Raw genomic sequence first — 14,734 nt, 5'->3', positions numbered from 1 at the left:
TAAGGGGGATATAACAAATGAAAAACGTAATTGAGCAACGCCTTATTCGCGCAGAAATCTCTACTGAATTGACATGGGATCTTTCTGATTTATATGAATCTGACAAAGAGTGGGGAAATGCATTACGTGTATTAACAGACGACATAAAAAAACTTGATGCATTTAAAGGACAATTACACACTAGCCCCGCTACCTTATTAAATTGCCTACTTTTAGAAGAAGAGCTTTTAATGAAGTTAACAAAACTCGGCGCATATGCAAATTTAAAAGAATCCGCTGATCGTACAGATTCAGTTATTCAAGCGAACTCTTCCAAAATTTCCGCTCTAGGAACGAATGTACATACCGCACTATCCTTTATTCATAACGAAATTCTCTCATTTGAGGAGGGAATAATTGAAAAATATTTAACTGAGGAAATAAAACTTGAACCTTTCCGTAAATCATTACTAGAGATACTCAAAAAGAGGCAGCACACACTCTCTCCTGAAACAGAAGAAGCTCTTGCTGCACTCGGCGAAGTTCATAGTTCACCCTACAAAATTTACGGCATGACTAAATTAGCCGATATGGATTTCCCTTCTATACAAGATGAACAGGGAAATGATTTGCCTGTATCGTTTGCATTATTCGAAAGCAAATATGAATTTTCTCCAAGCGCATATATACGTAAAAAAGCATATTCATCATTTGTTTCCACATTGAAACGATATAAAAATACAGTTGCAACAACATATGCTACTGAGGTAAAAAAACAAGTGGCGCTTTCTCGTTTGCGCAAGTACGAGTCCGTTACCCATATGCTTTTAGAGCCTCAAAAAGTTCCACTTGAAATGTATAACAACCAACTAGATATTATTTATAACGAATTAGCGCCTCATATGCGCCGTTTTGCAGATTTAAAAAAGAATGTATTAGGGCTTGATCAAATGCTTTTCTGTGACTTACATGCACCGTTAGATCCTGAATTTAATCCAACAATCACTTACGAAGAAGCTGGCAAACTCATTCAAGATTCTTTAAAAGTATTAGGAAATGAATATAGTTCCATTATCGAAAAGGGCTTCAAAGAAAGATGGGTAGACCTTGCAGATAACGTAGGAAAATCAACAGGTGCCTTCTGCTCTAGCCCATACGGTTCTCACCCTTATATTTTAATTACATGGCAGGGTACGATGCGCGGGTGTTTCACATTAGCTCATGAATTTGGACATGCTGGTCATTTTTATTTAGCAAATAAAAATCAGCGTATTATGAATGTGCGTCCATCTATGTACTTCGTTGAAGCTCCATCAACGATGAATGAATTACTATTAGCCCAGCATTTACTTGCGACTACTGAAGATAAGAGAATGCGCAGATGGGTTATTCTGCAACTACTCGGCACATATTACCACAACTTCGTTACCCATCTACTTGAGGGAGAATATCAAAGAAGAGTATACGCTCTAGCAGAAGAAGGGCAAGCACTCACAGCTACAACTACAACTTTAACTGAAATAAAAACGAAGGTCCTTTCGACATTCTGGGGAGATTCCGTAGAAATTGATGAAGGCGCCGGTTTAACATGGATGCGTCAACCTCACTATTATATGGGCTTATATTCTTACACATATTCTGCAGGACTAACTGCTTCTACCGCTGTAGCTCAAATGATTAAAGAAGAAGGACAACCTGCTGTTGATCGATGGCTTGATGTACTCCGTGCAGGCGGTACAATGAAACCACTCGAATTAATGAAACACGCTGGAGTAGACATGTCAAAACCAGATGCAATCCGTAAAGCTGTATCTTACGTCGGTTCCTTAATTGATGAATTAGAGCGTTCTTATCAAGAATAAAAATAAGCCCTCGTTTTATGAGGGCTTATTCTATATTTACTTTCCAAATCTTTTGCGGTATCCGCACTTTCTACACAGTTCTTCTACTGCAACCCTTTTTGAAAATCCATCTACAATATTGTTCGCTCTTTCGCCTTCAATAATATTAGAGAATGAATCATTATTAATATTTCCAAGATTAATAATTCCCTCACCATCTAGACAACAAGGAATAACCGTTCCGTTCGCTAAGATTCCAGCCTGATTTCGAAGACCATGACAGAATCCTTTTCCATCATCCTCTTCTTCATGCAATGCCGGCCACTGGAATTCATAGTCTTGATTAATAAAGACACGTTCCGCAATTTTTATACCTTTTCCCGGTGTAAGCTTCTCTTCAATTTGATAAGATAGATCAAACTCATTTTCAATTATAGATAATAAATCCCTATTTTTTTGGATTTCAGCATTTGTTTTATTATCCTGAGTTAAATTCCATAATCTTAGTGAAACGATTAAGTCCGATTGACTTGTTGCCTCTCTAATGAAAGAAAGTATACTCCTTACATAGCCCTCTTTATCTTGCGAACCTGGATGTCCATCAAAACTGTGCAGTGAAAAATTCATTTGTCTTAGAGCTGGCTTATTTAACAGTCTATGCCTTCTCTTATTAATTAACGTTCCGTTCGTTGTAATATTAACTTTAAACCCTTTTTCATGGCTTAAATCTAATAGTTGATCTATTTTCGGATGGAGCAACGGCTCACCCTTCACGTGCAAATAGATGTAGTCTGTGTGAGGTTTAATTTGGTCTAATCTTTTAGCAAAATCCTCCACAGAAATGAATTGCTTCTGCCTTTCCGTCGGCGGACAAAAGCTGCACGCAAGATTACATACGCTTGTAATCTCCAAGTAAAACTTCTTAAACTTCTTCACCTTTAATTCCTCACTTCTCTGACTACTTATACTTTTTCCTCTTCATATTACAGCATATTTTTTTAGAAATAGAAACATACTTATTTTAGGAAATAGGAGTTTACTGTATAAAATACTTCTTCAATCTCTTTTCAATTTCTGGAAGTTGCATATAACTATCATGTTTCCTATCTTTAATCTCTTGAATACCTCTCTCAAGGATTTCTTTCGCTTTCTCTTCTTGCCCTGACATCATATAAAAATCACATACTTTTTCATAAAAAATAATCGGACTTCTTGTAGCATACTCTGCCGCAGTATTCCAATCATCAATTTGCGAATAATAGGGGATCCCAATATTCATTACATTCCCTATAAACACACTAAATTCCGCACTATCACATTCCGAATTCGTGAGGTTCCAGTGCTGTGCCTTTCCTTTCCATCCTGGAATATTCCACTCTGCATCTCCGGCTATTGCATCATTGACTGGTTTATCACCCCATTGCTCCTTATACCATTTTGAATACTTTTTTGACGTAACACCCCACATAGTCCAAAACTCGCAATAATCTTCAGAGTTCCATTTGCTGAGTGAAAAACTAAAAGTTAGCTCAAAATCACCTTGTGTACGAGAAAATTTAGGTACACTCTTTGCATAACGGAAACCTAATTTTTGTAATTCATCCACTAAAAAATTTTCTATATATAAACTTAATAGTTGTTTTGACTTCATACGGTTCACCCTATTACATATTGTGAAATATAGAAAACGGCCACATATGTAGCCGTTTGAATGTACTATTACTATTTATGATAAGGTTCACCACGATTAATCCGAAACGCTCTATACACTTGCTCAAGCAATACTAATCGCATTAATTGATGTGGTAATGTCATCTTTGAGAAAGAAAGAGATTCGTTTGAACGCTTCATTACTTCAGAACTAAGCCCCAGTGATCCGCCAATTACAAATGTGATCTTGCTCTTTCCATATGTAGCAAGGCGATCTATACTTACCGCAAATTCTTCTGATGATTTTTGCTTTCCTTCTATTGCTAACGCAATGACGTGCGTATCATCAGAAATTTTATCCAGTATACGTATGCCTTCTTTTTCTTTTACAATTAACATTTCTGCTGCACTTAAATTTTCTGGTGCCTTTTCATCTGGCAATTCAATTACTTCTACTTTTGCGTACGAAGATAATCGTTTTAAGTATTCTGCTATACCTTGTTTTAAGTACTTTTCTTTTAATTTCCCAATTGAAATAATCGAGATATTCACATTTATTCCCCACCTTACAAACACGTTATCCACAGGACTTATCCACATATCCACAAATGTTACCCACATATTGTGTGAGAATCTGTGTTCGATACAACATATGTCGCCTCATTTTGACAAAATTCACATGTTTTTTTCTCTTCTTTAGAGTTATCCACATTGTTAATAACCGGTGCGACTTCACACTCATCCACAATGATATCTAATGCTAATTCAACATGTTCTAAACAACAAGGTAAATTCATATTCTTCACCTCACTTTTCTACAATAGAAAACAGGAGGTAGGCCCTCCTGTTTTTAATACTTTTGAATGCCTAATTTCACCGTTGTTGTCGCTCGTTTTGTACCACGATAAAACGTAAGAGTCATTTTATCATTAATTTTTTTATTATATAAGGCCGTGCGGAACCCAATAATATCGTGCACCGCTTTTCCATCTACCGCCACAATAACATCATGTTCTCTAAGACCCGCATCCGTACCTGGCGAAGGACTTTTCACATCTAAAATGCAGACTCCTTCTTTTACGTTATCTGGTAATCGTAACGTTTTTGACCAATAGTAACTCGGAATCTCGTTTAATGACCTTAGTTCAATCCCAACATAGGGTCTTTTTACTTTACCGTACTTTTCTAGTTCATTCATAATAGGAACAGCTCTCGTAACTGGAATAGCTAGTCCAATTCCTTCTACTTCTTTTGCTGCAATTTTCATTGAGTTAATACCTATTAATTGTCCCGCTACATTTACAAGCGCTCCACCACTATTACCTGGATTAATTGCCGCATCTGTTTGCAATACTTCTACTTGCCAATCGTAATGTCCATCTTGATTTAAATCTACAGGAACAATACGCTCATTAGCCGAAATAATACCTTGTGTGACAGTTCCGGAAAATTGTAGCCCAAGTGGATTTCCAATCGCAATAACTGGTTCTCCTCTACGAACGGTATTAGAGTCGCCAATTTCAATCACTTTCTTCACATACTTCGCATCTATTTCAAGTACCGCTAAATCAGTGACTACATCGGTTCCTAATACTTTACCTGGAATTTTCTTACCGTCACTTAAGCTCACTTCAATACGATTCGCCCCAGCAACAACGTGGTTATTCGTTACAATATACGCATTTCCATCTGTTTTCTTATAAATCACACCAGATCCTGTACCAGCTTCCGAATCAGCCTCTGAAAAATCGTCTCGTTGAATATTAATAACACCAACAACAGCCTCTGAAGCACGATCAACAGCGTCTACAAAGCTAATCTGTTTAACAGGAACATTTCCACTTTGAGCTTCAGCCATATTTTTTTCACTTGCTTCAGCTTGCGGAAGCTTACCTGCATGATTTGAAAATAAAGGAGCTCCAAATGCAAATAATGAAGCCCCTACAATTGTCCCTGCTATGCTAGAAATGACAATACCTTTATGTTTCTTTTTCCCTGCACGTTTAATACGATATTTTTCTTCATCAATAAAGGACATATTTGTTCACCTATCTTCCTGAAAACAACTATATTCACCTTTATTGTTTACTAAAATGAAGAATTATACGTATTGAATTTTCGTAGGCATTTTTTGATCCGTATCATGTATTTCAAAGGATTCTCCAACCCCAAAACCTTTTTCTTCTAATACTTGTGATACAGACATACGCGCTAATTCTTTCATGTTATTATCTAGGCTTAAATGCGCTAAATAAATGTGTTTTGTCTCATCTGTAATAACATCAGCCATCGCTAATGCAGCGTCCTCATTACAAACGTGGCCAACGTCGCTTAAAATACGTCGCTTAATACTCCATGGATAGCGTCCCATACGAAGCATTTCCACATCATGATTGCTTTCAAACACGAAAGCATTTGCTCCCTTAATAACACCTTTCATACGATCACTTACGTAGCCCGTATCTGTAATAAGAGCTAACTTTCTATTATTGTTATGAAAAGCGTAAAACATCGGTTCCGCCGCATCATGAGAAACACCAAATGATTCAACTTCAATATCCCCAAATGTTTTCACGTCTCCTACTGAGAAAATGAATTTTTGATCAGTTGGGATATTGCCTACTAAATGTTCCATTGCATTCCATGTTTTCTCGTTCGCATAAACAGGTAAATCATATTTACGCGCCAATACACCTAATCCTTTAATGTGATCACTATGCTCATGTGTTACAAGAATACCTGATATGTCATTTATATTCAGTTCAGCCTGTTTAAATAACGCCTCTGTAGCTTTACCACTTAAACCTGCATCGACAAGCAGTTTTTTTTCATCTGTTCCTACATATAGCATATTCCCTGTACTTCCACTTGCAAGTACACTAAAATGCATGCTCATTCTTTCTCACTCCATTATGTTCTTCCGGCACTTGAGTTTCCCCTAATTCCATAACTTGTCCTTCAATTGCATTCACAAAAAAATCCTTTTTTTGTTCTGTCTTTAAGTTCCATGTTGGAGCAAGCACTTGTATATTAGAAGAAGACTCAGCAAGAGTCGCATATCCAATCTGCGCCTCTTTCACGTGCGTATTTTCTGCAATTTTATTTTTCAAATATATATTTTCTAAAGCTGTTTGAGCAGTAATAATTTCTTGTTCTTTCGTCTTTTCGCTTTCGCCCATTTCCTTCAAATCCGTTAACATTGTTTGTGTATACGAAATAAGCTCATTTTTTTCATTTAAATCTACAACAATCATCGCACGATTATTGTAGAAGATTGGTTTATCTTTATACTTTTGAAAGAAGTAAATTTTTGAGTCCTTTATTGCGCCAAACTCATATTTTTGTCCATCCAGCACATAATTTTTCAAAAACTCATTATACTTATCTTTTGACAATGATTTTGTATTTAAAAAAGGCTCTTTTAATTTACCCTCTATTTGATATTCGTCTTGCACATGCGCTGTCTGATTTTTTAAAGATTGCACATCTTCTTCTTTGAAACCCTTATTTTTCGCCATTATAAATGACTCTTTTTTCGGCTCTTTAGGAAAATTTCCCATAGTAATTTTTTCAGCTTTTAATTGTTGATCGATTTTCGTTTCCGTCACAAGTTCTAATTGATTACTATCTTGCTTTTGAATGAACTGAAAGATAAGAAAGAGGTCTAAAACAAAAAAGGTCACAATAAATATGGTTTTAATTCGATCCCAATCCATTTAGTCCCCCCTCACTCCATTCATATATTTGTTGCTTACCATCTTCTTCACATTTTACATACCATATCGGCTGTAAGACAGCGATTCTCACATCACTGATGGACGGTTCCAATGACATTTTATAACCAATACCAACATCCTGAATTGATTTTTTATCAATTTCTGGATTATTCTCTAGTGATGTCATCACTGTACGACCTGATGCGAGAGAAGTTGTTTGTTGTTTACTAGGCAAAGTAATACTGAACTCAAAAAAGGGTCTTTCATACTGCATAATTTCACCTGAACCCCATACTTGTTTTAATTCCGCTATTCCATTTGCACTAAATACAGGCAAACCATCCTCATATAAACGGAATGAAGTTTTCCTCCCATTAATATAATCAAAACGATAGGACTTCAAGGATCCACTATGCCCACTTACAAAGTCAAAACTTTTTTGTAAAATTACCGCATTATCCGTAGATTTATCACCATGTACAGCGGAATTTTTATATTTCAACATTGCATCCGATTTATCAATTTCCATAGAGCGGATACCATCTGTAAATGTTTGCTTTGTTTTCTCAGAAATAGGACTTAAATAACGTGGATCACTAAATAAAGCATTTTTAAATGGATCCACTTCTAGTTTAGCTGTAATATACTCTGCCTTACTTAATTCCGTAATCCCCTCTGGTAAAAAAAGTTTTTTTGTATCATTTATTTGATACTCAAAATATGGTCTTGCTACTGTTATAAGTTGATTTTGAGCATTTATAATATCCTTTATATAAGCACCACTCAATGTTGCTTGATATATTTTATGAGGAGTATCATAGGAAACAAAGCTAACTTTAATTTCTTGGTCCTTACTTCTAGAAGGATCAATTATAATACGATTAAAACTTCTGTTACTCTCTATGTTTTTATTTTTAATATTAAACATATTTTTAATCGTATCTAACGGGATATTTGTAGGAAAAACAAATTCAATTTTTTCTTCTCCGTGTACATAAGACAGAAAATCACCTTTAGGGACTGTCCCCGTTATTTCCTCGAAATTATGTAATTCTCCGTTTTCAAGAATTTTATAGATCGAATCCACATTTTCCTTCTTTTCGCTTACATAATGATTTTTCTCTTTATGAATAACTACAGAGGATGGGCGAACAACCTCCGAAATCTTTATCGTATTTATCTCTTCGTTACCTTGAACGAACTTTGTATTTTGCATAGAAGTAGAATCAGGAACATATGTCCACAAGTTAAAAGTAAGAAATAGACTAATGACAACCAAATTAATTAGAACTATCGTTTTAAAGTTTTCCATACTCATTCCCAATCGTCCTCTTCATCTGTCGCCATTGGCAATGTGAAATAAATAGTTGTCCCTTTTCCTTCCTCACTTTTCGCCCAAACCGAGCCGCCATGTGCCTCAATCATTTCTTTCGCAATAGCTAACCCAAGACCTGTACCACCCATTTGTCTCGAACGCGCTTTATCTACACGATAAAAACGTTCAAATATTTTATCTACATTTTCTTTCGGAATTCCCATTCCTTGATCACTCACACTAATCTCTAATAACTCCCCGCGGTCACGTAGGCGATATGTTACTGTACCACCTTCTGGCGAATATTTTAGTGCATTGGAAATAATGTTATATAAAACTTGTGTAATTTTGTCTGTATCCATATCAATAAATCGAGATTTTTTAGAGAAAGATCGTTTGAAGCTTACATTTTGCTCTTTAGACATTTCAAAACGATCGATAACGTTATTAAAGAAATCAGTAAAGTCGACCCATTCCTTCATTAAGCGATGTTCTGTACTATCTAGTTTAGATAGTTGTAACAATGCATTTACAAGCCTGATCATTCTTTCCGTTTCCTCTTGTGTAACCGTTAAAAATTGCGGTGCAATATTGGGATCTTGCCACGCTCCATCAGTAAGTGCTTCTAAGTAACTGCGCATCGTTGTTAACGGCGTTCTTAACTCATGAGATACGTTCGCAACAAACTCACGGCGCTCTTGTTCTATCCGCTCCTGCTCTGTTACATCATATAATACAGCAATTAAACCATTTGCCTTCCCTGTTTCTTTTTGAATAACAGAGAAACTAGCACGTAAAATATATGGTTCATTTCTCGTACTAAAATCTAATAAAACTGAATCAGGCTCTTCATATAAATGATCCAGTGTAAATTCTTCTTGTATTCCTAGCACTTCTAACACTGATTGATCTAGCGCCGTTTCGCGCGAAACATTTAACATCTTTTCCGCAGGATCATTTAATAAAATGATATCCCCTTTTCGATCAGTAGCAATTACTCCATCTGTCATATGTGATAAAACGGATGATAATTTTCGTCTTTCACTTTCTGTGGAGGAACGAGCTTGTTGTAATTTTTTAGATAAATTGTTAAAAGATAATGCTAATTGTCCAATCTCATCGTGACTATGCACCTTTACTTTTCGCGAATAATTTCCTTTCGCCATTTCAATTGCTTGTCTTCGCATATCTGAAATTGGTCTCGTAATTGTTTGAGCCAATAAAATTCCAAGTACAGCTGTTACTAATAAAGCAATTACTGTCCCCGTTGCGAAAATTTGGTTGATGTCCTTCATTTGTTTGTACACATCTTCCATAGATGCAACGATATGAATGACACCAAGTACCTCTCCGCCTGGCTCTTTTAGAATAGGGGTAATCATAACTTGAACTCGATGACCTGTATTTCCATCTTTCTCAATCTTTGACTCTGGTTTCTTTTGTACCATTACACGTTGTACAGCTGTATCTGCTGACGTTCTTCCTACCTTATTTTGCTTAGACCCGTCTGAAATTGCCATTAATTTTTTAGTAGAATCAATTACACTTACTTCTTGAATATCTTTCTTACGATCTGATGCGAATTTTTGAATCGAATCATTAATAGCTTTATCTACTGATTCTGTTTTAGGACGTTCTTTTACAAACTCTTGCTTCAGGTTATAAGAAAGTAGATTTGTTTGCTGCGTTAAGGAATCTTGAAAGCCTTTTACAAGGCTTTTTTCTAATTCCCTGACGAAATATACACCAATTACTTGCATTGCTATTAATATTAACAGCATATATATGAGCACAAATTTTAAATGAATAGATTGAAAAAAACCAACTTTCTTCATATACTATTCCTGTTCTGGGTCACGCAAGTAATACCCTACCCCACGTCTAGTTACAATTAAAGTAGGATGACTTGGATTATCTTCAATTTTTTCGCGTAAACGACGTACTGTTACATCTACTGTACGTACATCTCCAAAATAATCATAACCCCAAACTGTTTGTAATAAATGTTCACGAGTCATAACTTGACCTAAATGCTTCGCTAAATAATGTAGTAATTCAAATTCACGATGTGTAAGCTCAATGCTTTCTTCACGCTTTGTTACACTATAAGCGTTCGAATTGATAACGATTGGTCCAATAACCATTTCGGTATTTTCTTCTTTCTCTGCAGCACCACCCTGCTGATGGCGACGTAAATTCGCTTTCACACGAGCAAGTAACTCCCTCGTACTAAATGGCTTCGTTACATAATCATCTGCCCCAAGCTCAAGCCCTAATACTTTATCAATTTCAGAGTCTTTTGCTGTAAGCATAATAATTGGCATTTCTGAGTTTTTACGTATTTCACGACATACCTCTAAACCGTCTTTTCCCGGTAACATAATATCTAATAAAACCATATCTGGCTGTTCTTCATTTGCTTTTTCAATTGCCTCATCACCATCATGCGCCATTACAATTTCAAAACCTTCTTTTTCTAGGTTGAACTTCAAAATATCCGCAATTGGCTTTTCATCATCAACTACTAAAATTTTCTTTCCCATCATCGTCTATTTCCTCCTTATAAAAATATGATCAATAATCCTCAAACATATTGGTGTTTCTATAGTATGTTCCTATATGACAGCAATCTTAGTCTAAGTATTTCTCCTCTATTCTCATAGACTCATGTATCATCCACTTTTACACGGAATCCTATACGATCTATAGAAAAACCTCTAGCTTCAACTGCTAGAGGCTCCTCATTCTATTGTAAAATAACTACCCACATTTGTAAAACTGGACAAAATAAAAAGGATATTAAGTGGGCCCACTTAATATCCTGAGAGTGGCTCGGGACGGAATCGAACCGCCGACACGAGGATTTTCAGTCCTCTGCTCTACCGACTGAGCTACCGAGCCAAAACTATATATAAAACCACTAATGGTGGTATAAACAAAAGTGGCGGTCCCGACCGGGGTCGAACCGGCGATCTCCTGCGTGACAGGCAGGCATGTTAACCACTACACCACGGGACCAAAAATGAACATAAAAAAAACATGACCCGTACGGGATTCGAACCCGTGTTACCGCCGTGAAAGGGCGGTGTCTTAACCACTTGACCAACGGGCCACGAAAAATAAAATGGTGAGCCATGAAGGATTCGAACCTTCGACCCTCTGATTAAAAGTCAGATGCTCTACCAACTGAGCTAATGGCTCATACTCACCAACGTCATATTTTCGTGACGACAAGACATATCATAACATGTTATCTTTCATTTTTGCAATACCTTTTCTTATTTTTTATAAAAAATAAGAAAAAACTCATAAAAATATGAGTTTTTTCTTAAAAAAATCAATTTTTTATATCAATTAAGCTTCGTATACATTACGAACGATATTTGTTTGATTACGATCTGGTCCAACCGAGAACATAGATAATTGGATTCCTGTTAATTCAGAAACACGCTCTACGTATTTTCTTGCATTTTCAGGAAGTTCATCCAATGATTTCATAGCAGTAACATCTTCTGTCCAACCTGGAAGCTCTTCATATACAGGCTCACATTTCGCTAAAATGTTTAAGTTAGCTGGAACTTCATCGATAACTTCGCCATTGTATTTGTAAGCAACACAAATTTTAAGAGTTGGGATACCTGTTAATACATCGATAGAGTTTAATGATAAGTCTGTTAAACCACTAACACGACGTGCATGTCTTACAACAACGCTATCGAACCAACCTACACGGCGTGGACGACCAGTTGTTGTTCCGTATTCACGACCAACTTCACGAATTTGATGACCGATTTCATCATTAAGTTCCGTAGGGAATGGACCATCACCTACACGGCTTGTATATGCTTTACATACACCTACAACGCGAGTAACTTTCGCAGGACCAACTCCAGTTCCAACTGTTACACCACCAGCAATTGGGTTAGAAGATGTAACGAATGGATACGTACCGTGGTCGATATCAAGCATAACACCTTGTGCACCTTCAAATAATACACGATGATTGTTATCTAGTGCATCATTTAATACGACAGATGTATCGCATACATACTGTGCGATTTGTTGTCCGTATTCGAAGTACTCTTCAAAGATTTCTTCTACGCTGAAACCTTCTGTATCGTACATTTTTTCAAATAAACGATTTTTTTCCACTAAATTGCGCTCAAGCTTCTCTTTAAATGCTTCACGGTCTAAAAGATCAGCCATACGGATACCAATACGAGCAGCTTTATCCATATATGCAGGACCGATACCTTTTTTCGTTGTACCGATCTTGTTATCACCTTTACTCGCTTCTTCTAACTCATCTTGTTTTAAGTGATAAGGTAAAATAACGTGCGCACGGTTACTTACACGTAAATTATCAGTACTTACACCACGATCGTGTAAGTATTTTAACTCTTCAAGTAATGCTTTCGGATCTACTACTAAGCCGTTTCCGATTACACAAATTTTCTCTTTATAGAAAATACCAGATGGAATTAAGTGTAATTTATATTTAACTCCGCCGAAAACAATTGTATGTCCCGCGTTATTTCCACCTTGATATCTTGCAACTACTTCCGCATGCTCAGAAAGAAAATCAGTGATTTTACCTTTTCCTTCGTCGCCCCATTGTGTTCCTACAACTACTACTGAAGACATTATTAAAGCACCTCCGCAATTTTCAAACGATCTATTCAAACAATATAATTGTACCAAAACAGAAAGAGAAGTCAACCAAAAAGCGAACATTTTTTTATGGAAAAACGTTTTCGTTCGTAAGAATTACATATTCACCTTATGAAAGCCCTATCTTTCATATAAAAAAAAAGAAACACATCTTATTATAAGAAATGCGTTTCTTTTTTATACTGCCTTTATGCGTGCGGTGCATGTCCATCCTCAAAGCGGCGTTCTAAGTTGACGAATTTATTAAATTCCTTAACAAACGCAAGCTCTACTGAACCTACCGGACCATTACGTTGTTTTGCAATGATAATTTCAATTGTATTTTTATTTTCTGTTTCACGATCATAGTAATCTTCACGATATAGGAAGGCTACAATGTCAGCATCCTGCTCGATACTTCCTGATTCACGAATGTCAGACATCATCGGACGTTTATCTTGACGAGATTCTACACCACGAGATAACTGCGACAAGGCGATAACAGGTACTTGCAATTCACGTGCAATCCCTTTTAATGTACGAGAAATCTCAGATACTTCCTGCTGACGGTTTTCTCCTGATTTCCCACTTCCCTGAATAAGCTGTAAATAGTCAATCAAAACCATCCCTAGACCTTGTTCTTGCTTTAATCTACGACATTTTGCTCTAATCTCATTTACTTTAATCCCTGGTGTATCATCAATATATATACCAGCATTAGAAAGGCTACCCATCGCCATTGTTAATTTCGCCCAATCATCAGAAGTTAATGAACCGGTACGAAGTCTTTGCGCATCAATATTTCCTTCTGCGCAAAGCATACGCATAACAAGCTGATCAGAGCCCATCTCCAAACTAAAAATCGCTACATTTTCATCAGTTTTCGTCGCTACGTTTTGTGCGATATTTAATGAAAATGCAGTTTTCCCTACCGATGGACGCGCCGCCACGATGATTAAATCATTTCGCTGAAAACCTGCGGTCATCTTATCTAATTCAGTAAATCCAGTTGGTATCCCAGTAACTTCACCCTTTTGATTATGCAAAAGTTCAATTTTATCATAAGCATCTACAAGAACATCTTTAATGTTTTGGAATGCTTTTGCATTTGTTTGGTGAGATACTTCTAATATTTTTTTCTCAGCCTCATTTAACAGGCCATCCACATCATCTTCTCGCTCGTATCCATCCGATACAATATGAGTCGCCGTTCGAATTAAACGACGTAAAAGTGCCTTTTCAGCGATGATGCGTGCATAATATTCTACGTTAGCAGCTGTTGGAACAACTTCTGCCAACTCTGCTAGATAAGAAACCCCACCAACTTCTTCTAGTAATCCTTGATCAGCCATCGCTGATGTCATTATTACTAAGTCGATTGGTTCTCCCTTATCAGACAACCCAAGCATGACTTCAAAAATCTTTTGATGTTTCGTTCGATAAAATGAGTCAGGTACCAGTAGTTCCGATGCTGACGTTAACGCATCCTGATCAATTAATATGGCACCTAAGACTGCCTGCTCAGCTTCTATATTATGCGGAGGGGTACGATCAGCCATTACATCACTCATGCGCAATCCTCC

13 protein-coding genes and 4 tRNA genes are annotated in these 14,734 nt (G+C 36.6%); 1 reads left to right on the top strand and 16 read right to left on the bottom strand.

Annotation, left to right across the window (positions count from 1 at the left end; translation table 11 throughout):
- The first annotated feature begins 17 nt into the window (after positions 1-17).
- Entirely contained in the window at positions 18-1,841 is a 1,824-nt protein-coding gene (pepF, locus tag I6L50_RS05245) for an oligoendopeptidase F (protein ID WP_219300725.1), read from the top strand.
- Positions 1,842-1,877: 36 nt separating this feature from the next.
- Here pepF and I6L50_RS05240 read toward each other — a convergent pair whose 3' ends face one another.
- From I6L50_RS05240 to dnaB, 16 genes are all read right to left on the bottom strand, one after another.
- Positions 1,878-2,756, bottom strand: coding sequence for a radical SAM/SPASM domain-containing protein (locus I6L50_RS05240; RefSeq protein WP_002016446.1), 879 nt, complete (start codon positions 2,754-2,756; stop codon positions 1,878-1,880).
- Positions 2,757-2,856: 100 nt separating this feature from the next.
- Positions 2,857-3,471 (bottom strand): DUF4304 domain-containing protein, encoded by a 615-nt coding sequence (locus I6L50_RS05235; protein WP_219300723.1) that lies wholly within the window; start codon positions 3,469-3,471, stop codon positions 2,857-2,859.
- Positions 3,472-3,542: 71 nt separating this feature from the next.
- Positions 3,543-4,022 carry a 23S rRNA (pseudouridine(1915)-N(3))-methyltransferase RlmH gene (rlmH, locus tag I6L50_RS05230; RefSeq protein WP_002130178.1) on the bottom strand — a complete coding sequence of 160 codons (480 nt, stop codon included), beginning with the start codon at positions 4,020-4,022 and terminating at the stop codon, positions 3,543-3,545.
- A gap of 59 nt (positions 4,023-4,081) precedes the next feature.
- Complete coding sequence (locus tag I6L50_RS05225) at positions 4,082-4,267, bottom strand: CxxH/CxxC protein (protein ID WP_002035001.1); 186 nt, start codon at positions 4,265-4,267, stop codon at positions 4,082-4,084.
- Positions 4,268-4,320: 53 nt separating this feature from the next.
- Positions 4,321-5,508 (bottom strand): S1C family serine protease, encoded by a 1,188-nt coding sequence (locus I6L50_RS05220; protein WP_113936113.1) that lies wholly within the window; start codon positions 5,506-5,508, stop codon positions 4,321-4,323.
- A 63-nt stretch (positions 5,509-5,571) separates the two neighbouring features.
- On the bottom strand, positions 5,572-6,366 hold the full coding sequence (locus I6L50_RS05215; RefSeq protein WP_113936112.1) for an MBL fold metallo-hydrolase: 795 nt from the start codon (positions 6,364-6,366) through the stop codon (positions 5,572-5,574).
- Entirely contained in the window at positions 6,350-7,186 is an 837-nt protein-coding gene (locus tag I6L50_RS05210) for a two-component system regulatory protein YycI (protein ID WP_002166372.1), read from the bottom strand. Before I6L50_RS05210 ends, I6L50_RS05215 begins: the two co-directional genes overlap by 17 nt.
- Entirely contained in the window at positions 7,167-8,504 is a 1,338-nt protein-coding gene (locus tag I6L50_RS05205) for a YycH family regulatory protein (RefSeq protein WP_219300721.1), read from the bottom strand. The genes I6L50_RS05210 and I6L50_RS05205 overlap by 20 nt, the downstream gene beginning before the upstream one ends.
- On the bottom strand, positions 8,501-10,336 hold the full coding sequence (walK, locus tag I6L50_RS05200; protein WP_002166370.1) for a cell wall metabolism sensor histidine kinase WalK: 1,836 nt from the start codon (positions 10,334-10,336) through the stop codon (positions 8,501-8,503). Before walK ends, I6L50_RS05205 begins: the two co-directional genes overlap by 4 nt.
- 3 nt (positions 10,337-10,339) lie before the next feature.
- A complete protein-coding gene (gene walR, locus I6L50_RS05195) occupies positions 10,340-11,047 on the bottom strand; it encodes a cell wall metabolism DNA-binding response regulator WalR (protein ID WP_219300719.1) in 708 nt (235 codons plus the stop codon).
- Between the two features lie 282 nt (positions 11,048-11,329).
- Positions 11,330-11,402, bottom strand: a tRNA-Phe gene (locus tag I6L50_RS05190).
- Positions 11,403-11,443: 41 nt separating this feature from the next.
- Positions 11,444-11,519, bottom strand: a tRNA-Asp gene (locus I6L50_RS05185).
- Positions 11,520-11,541: 22 nt separating this feature from the next.
- Positions 11,542-11,613, bottom strand: a tRNA-Glu gene (locus tag I6L50_RS05180).
- Positions 11,614-11,626: 13 nt separating this feature from the next.
- Positions 11,627-11,702: transfer RNA gene (locus I6L50_RS05175), tRNA-Lys, on the bottom strand.
- Positions 11,703-11,855: 153 nt separating this feature from the next.
- The gene (locus I6L50_RS05170; RefSeq protein ID WP_002138921.1) at positions 11,856-13,145 is read right to left on the bottom strand and encodes an adenylosuccinate synthase; all 1,290 of its coding nucleotides are present in this window, start codon (positions 13,143-13,145) and stop codon (positions 11,856-11,858) included.
- Between the two features lie 215 nt (positions 13,146-13,360).
- On the bottom strand, positions 13,361-14,722 hold the full coding sequence (gene dnaB / locus I6L50_RS05165; RefSeq protein ID WP_002016457.1) for a replicative DNA helicase: 1,362 nt from the start codon (positions 14,720-14,722) through the stop codon (positions 13,361-13,363).
- Positions 14,723-14,734: the final 12 nt, after the last annotated feature.

Origin of the sequence: Bacillus sp. FDAARGOS_1420, assembly GCF_019344915.1 — a bacterium.
In the GTDB taxonomy this organism is placed as follows: domain Bacteria; phylum Bacillota; class Bacilli; order Bacillales; family Bacillaceae_G; genus Bacillus_A; species Bacillus_A mycoides.
Note: the sequence above shows the minus strand (reverse complement) of the source record. Positions and strands in the feature narration are given on the sequence as shown.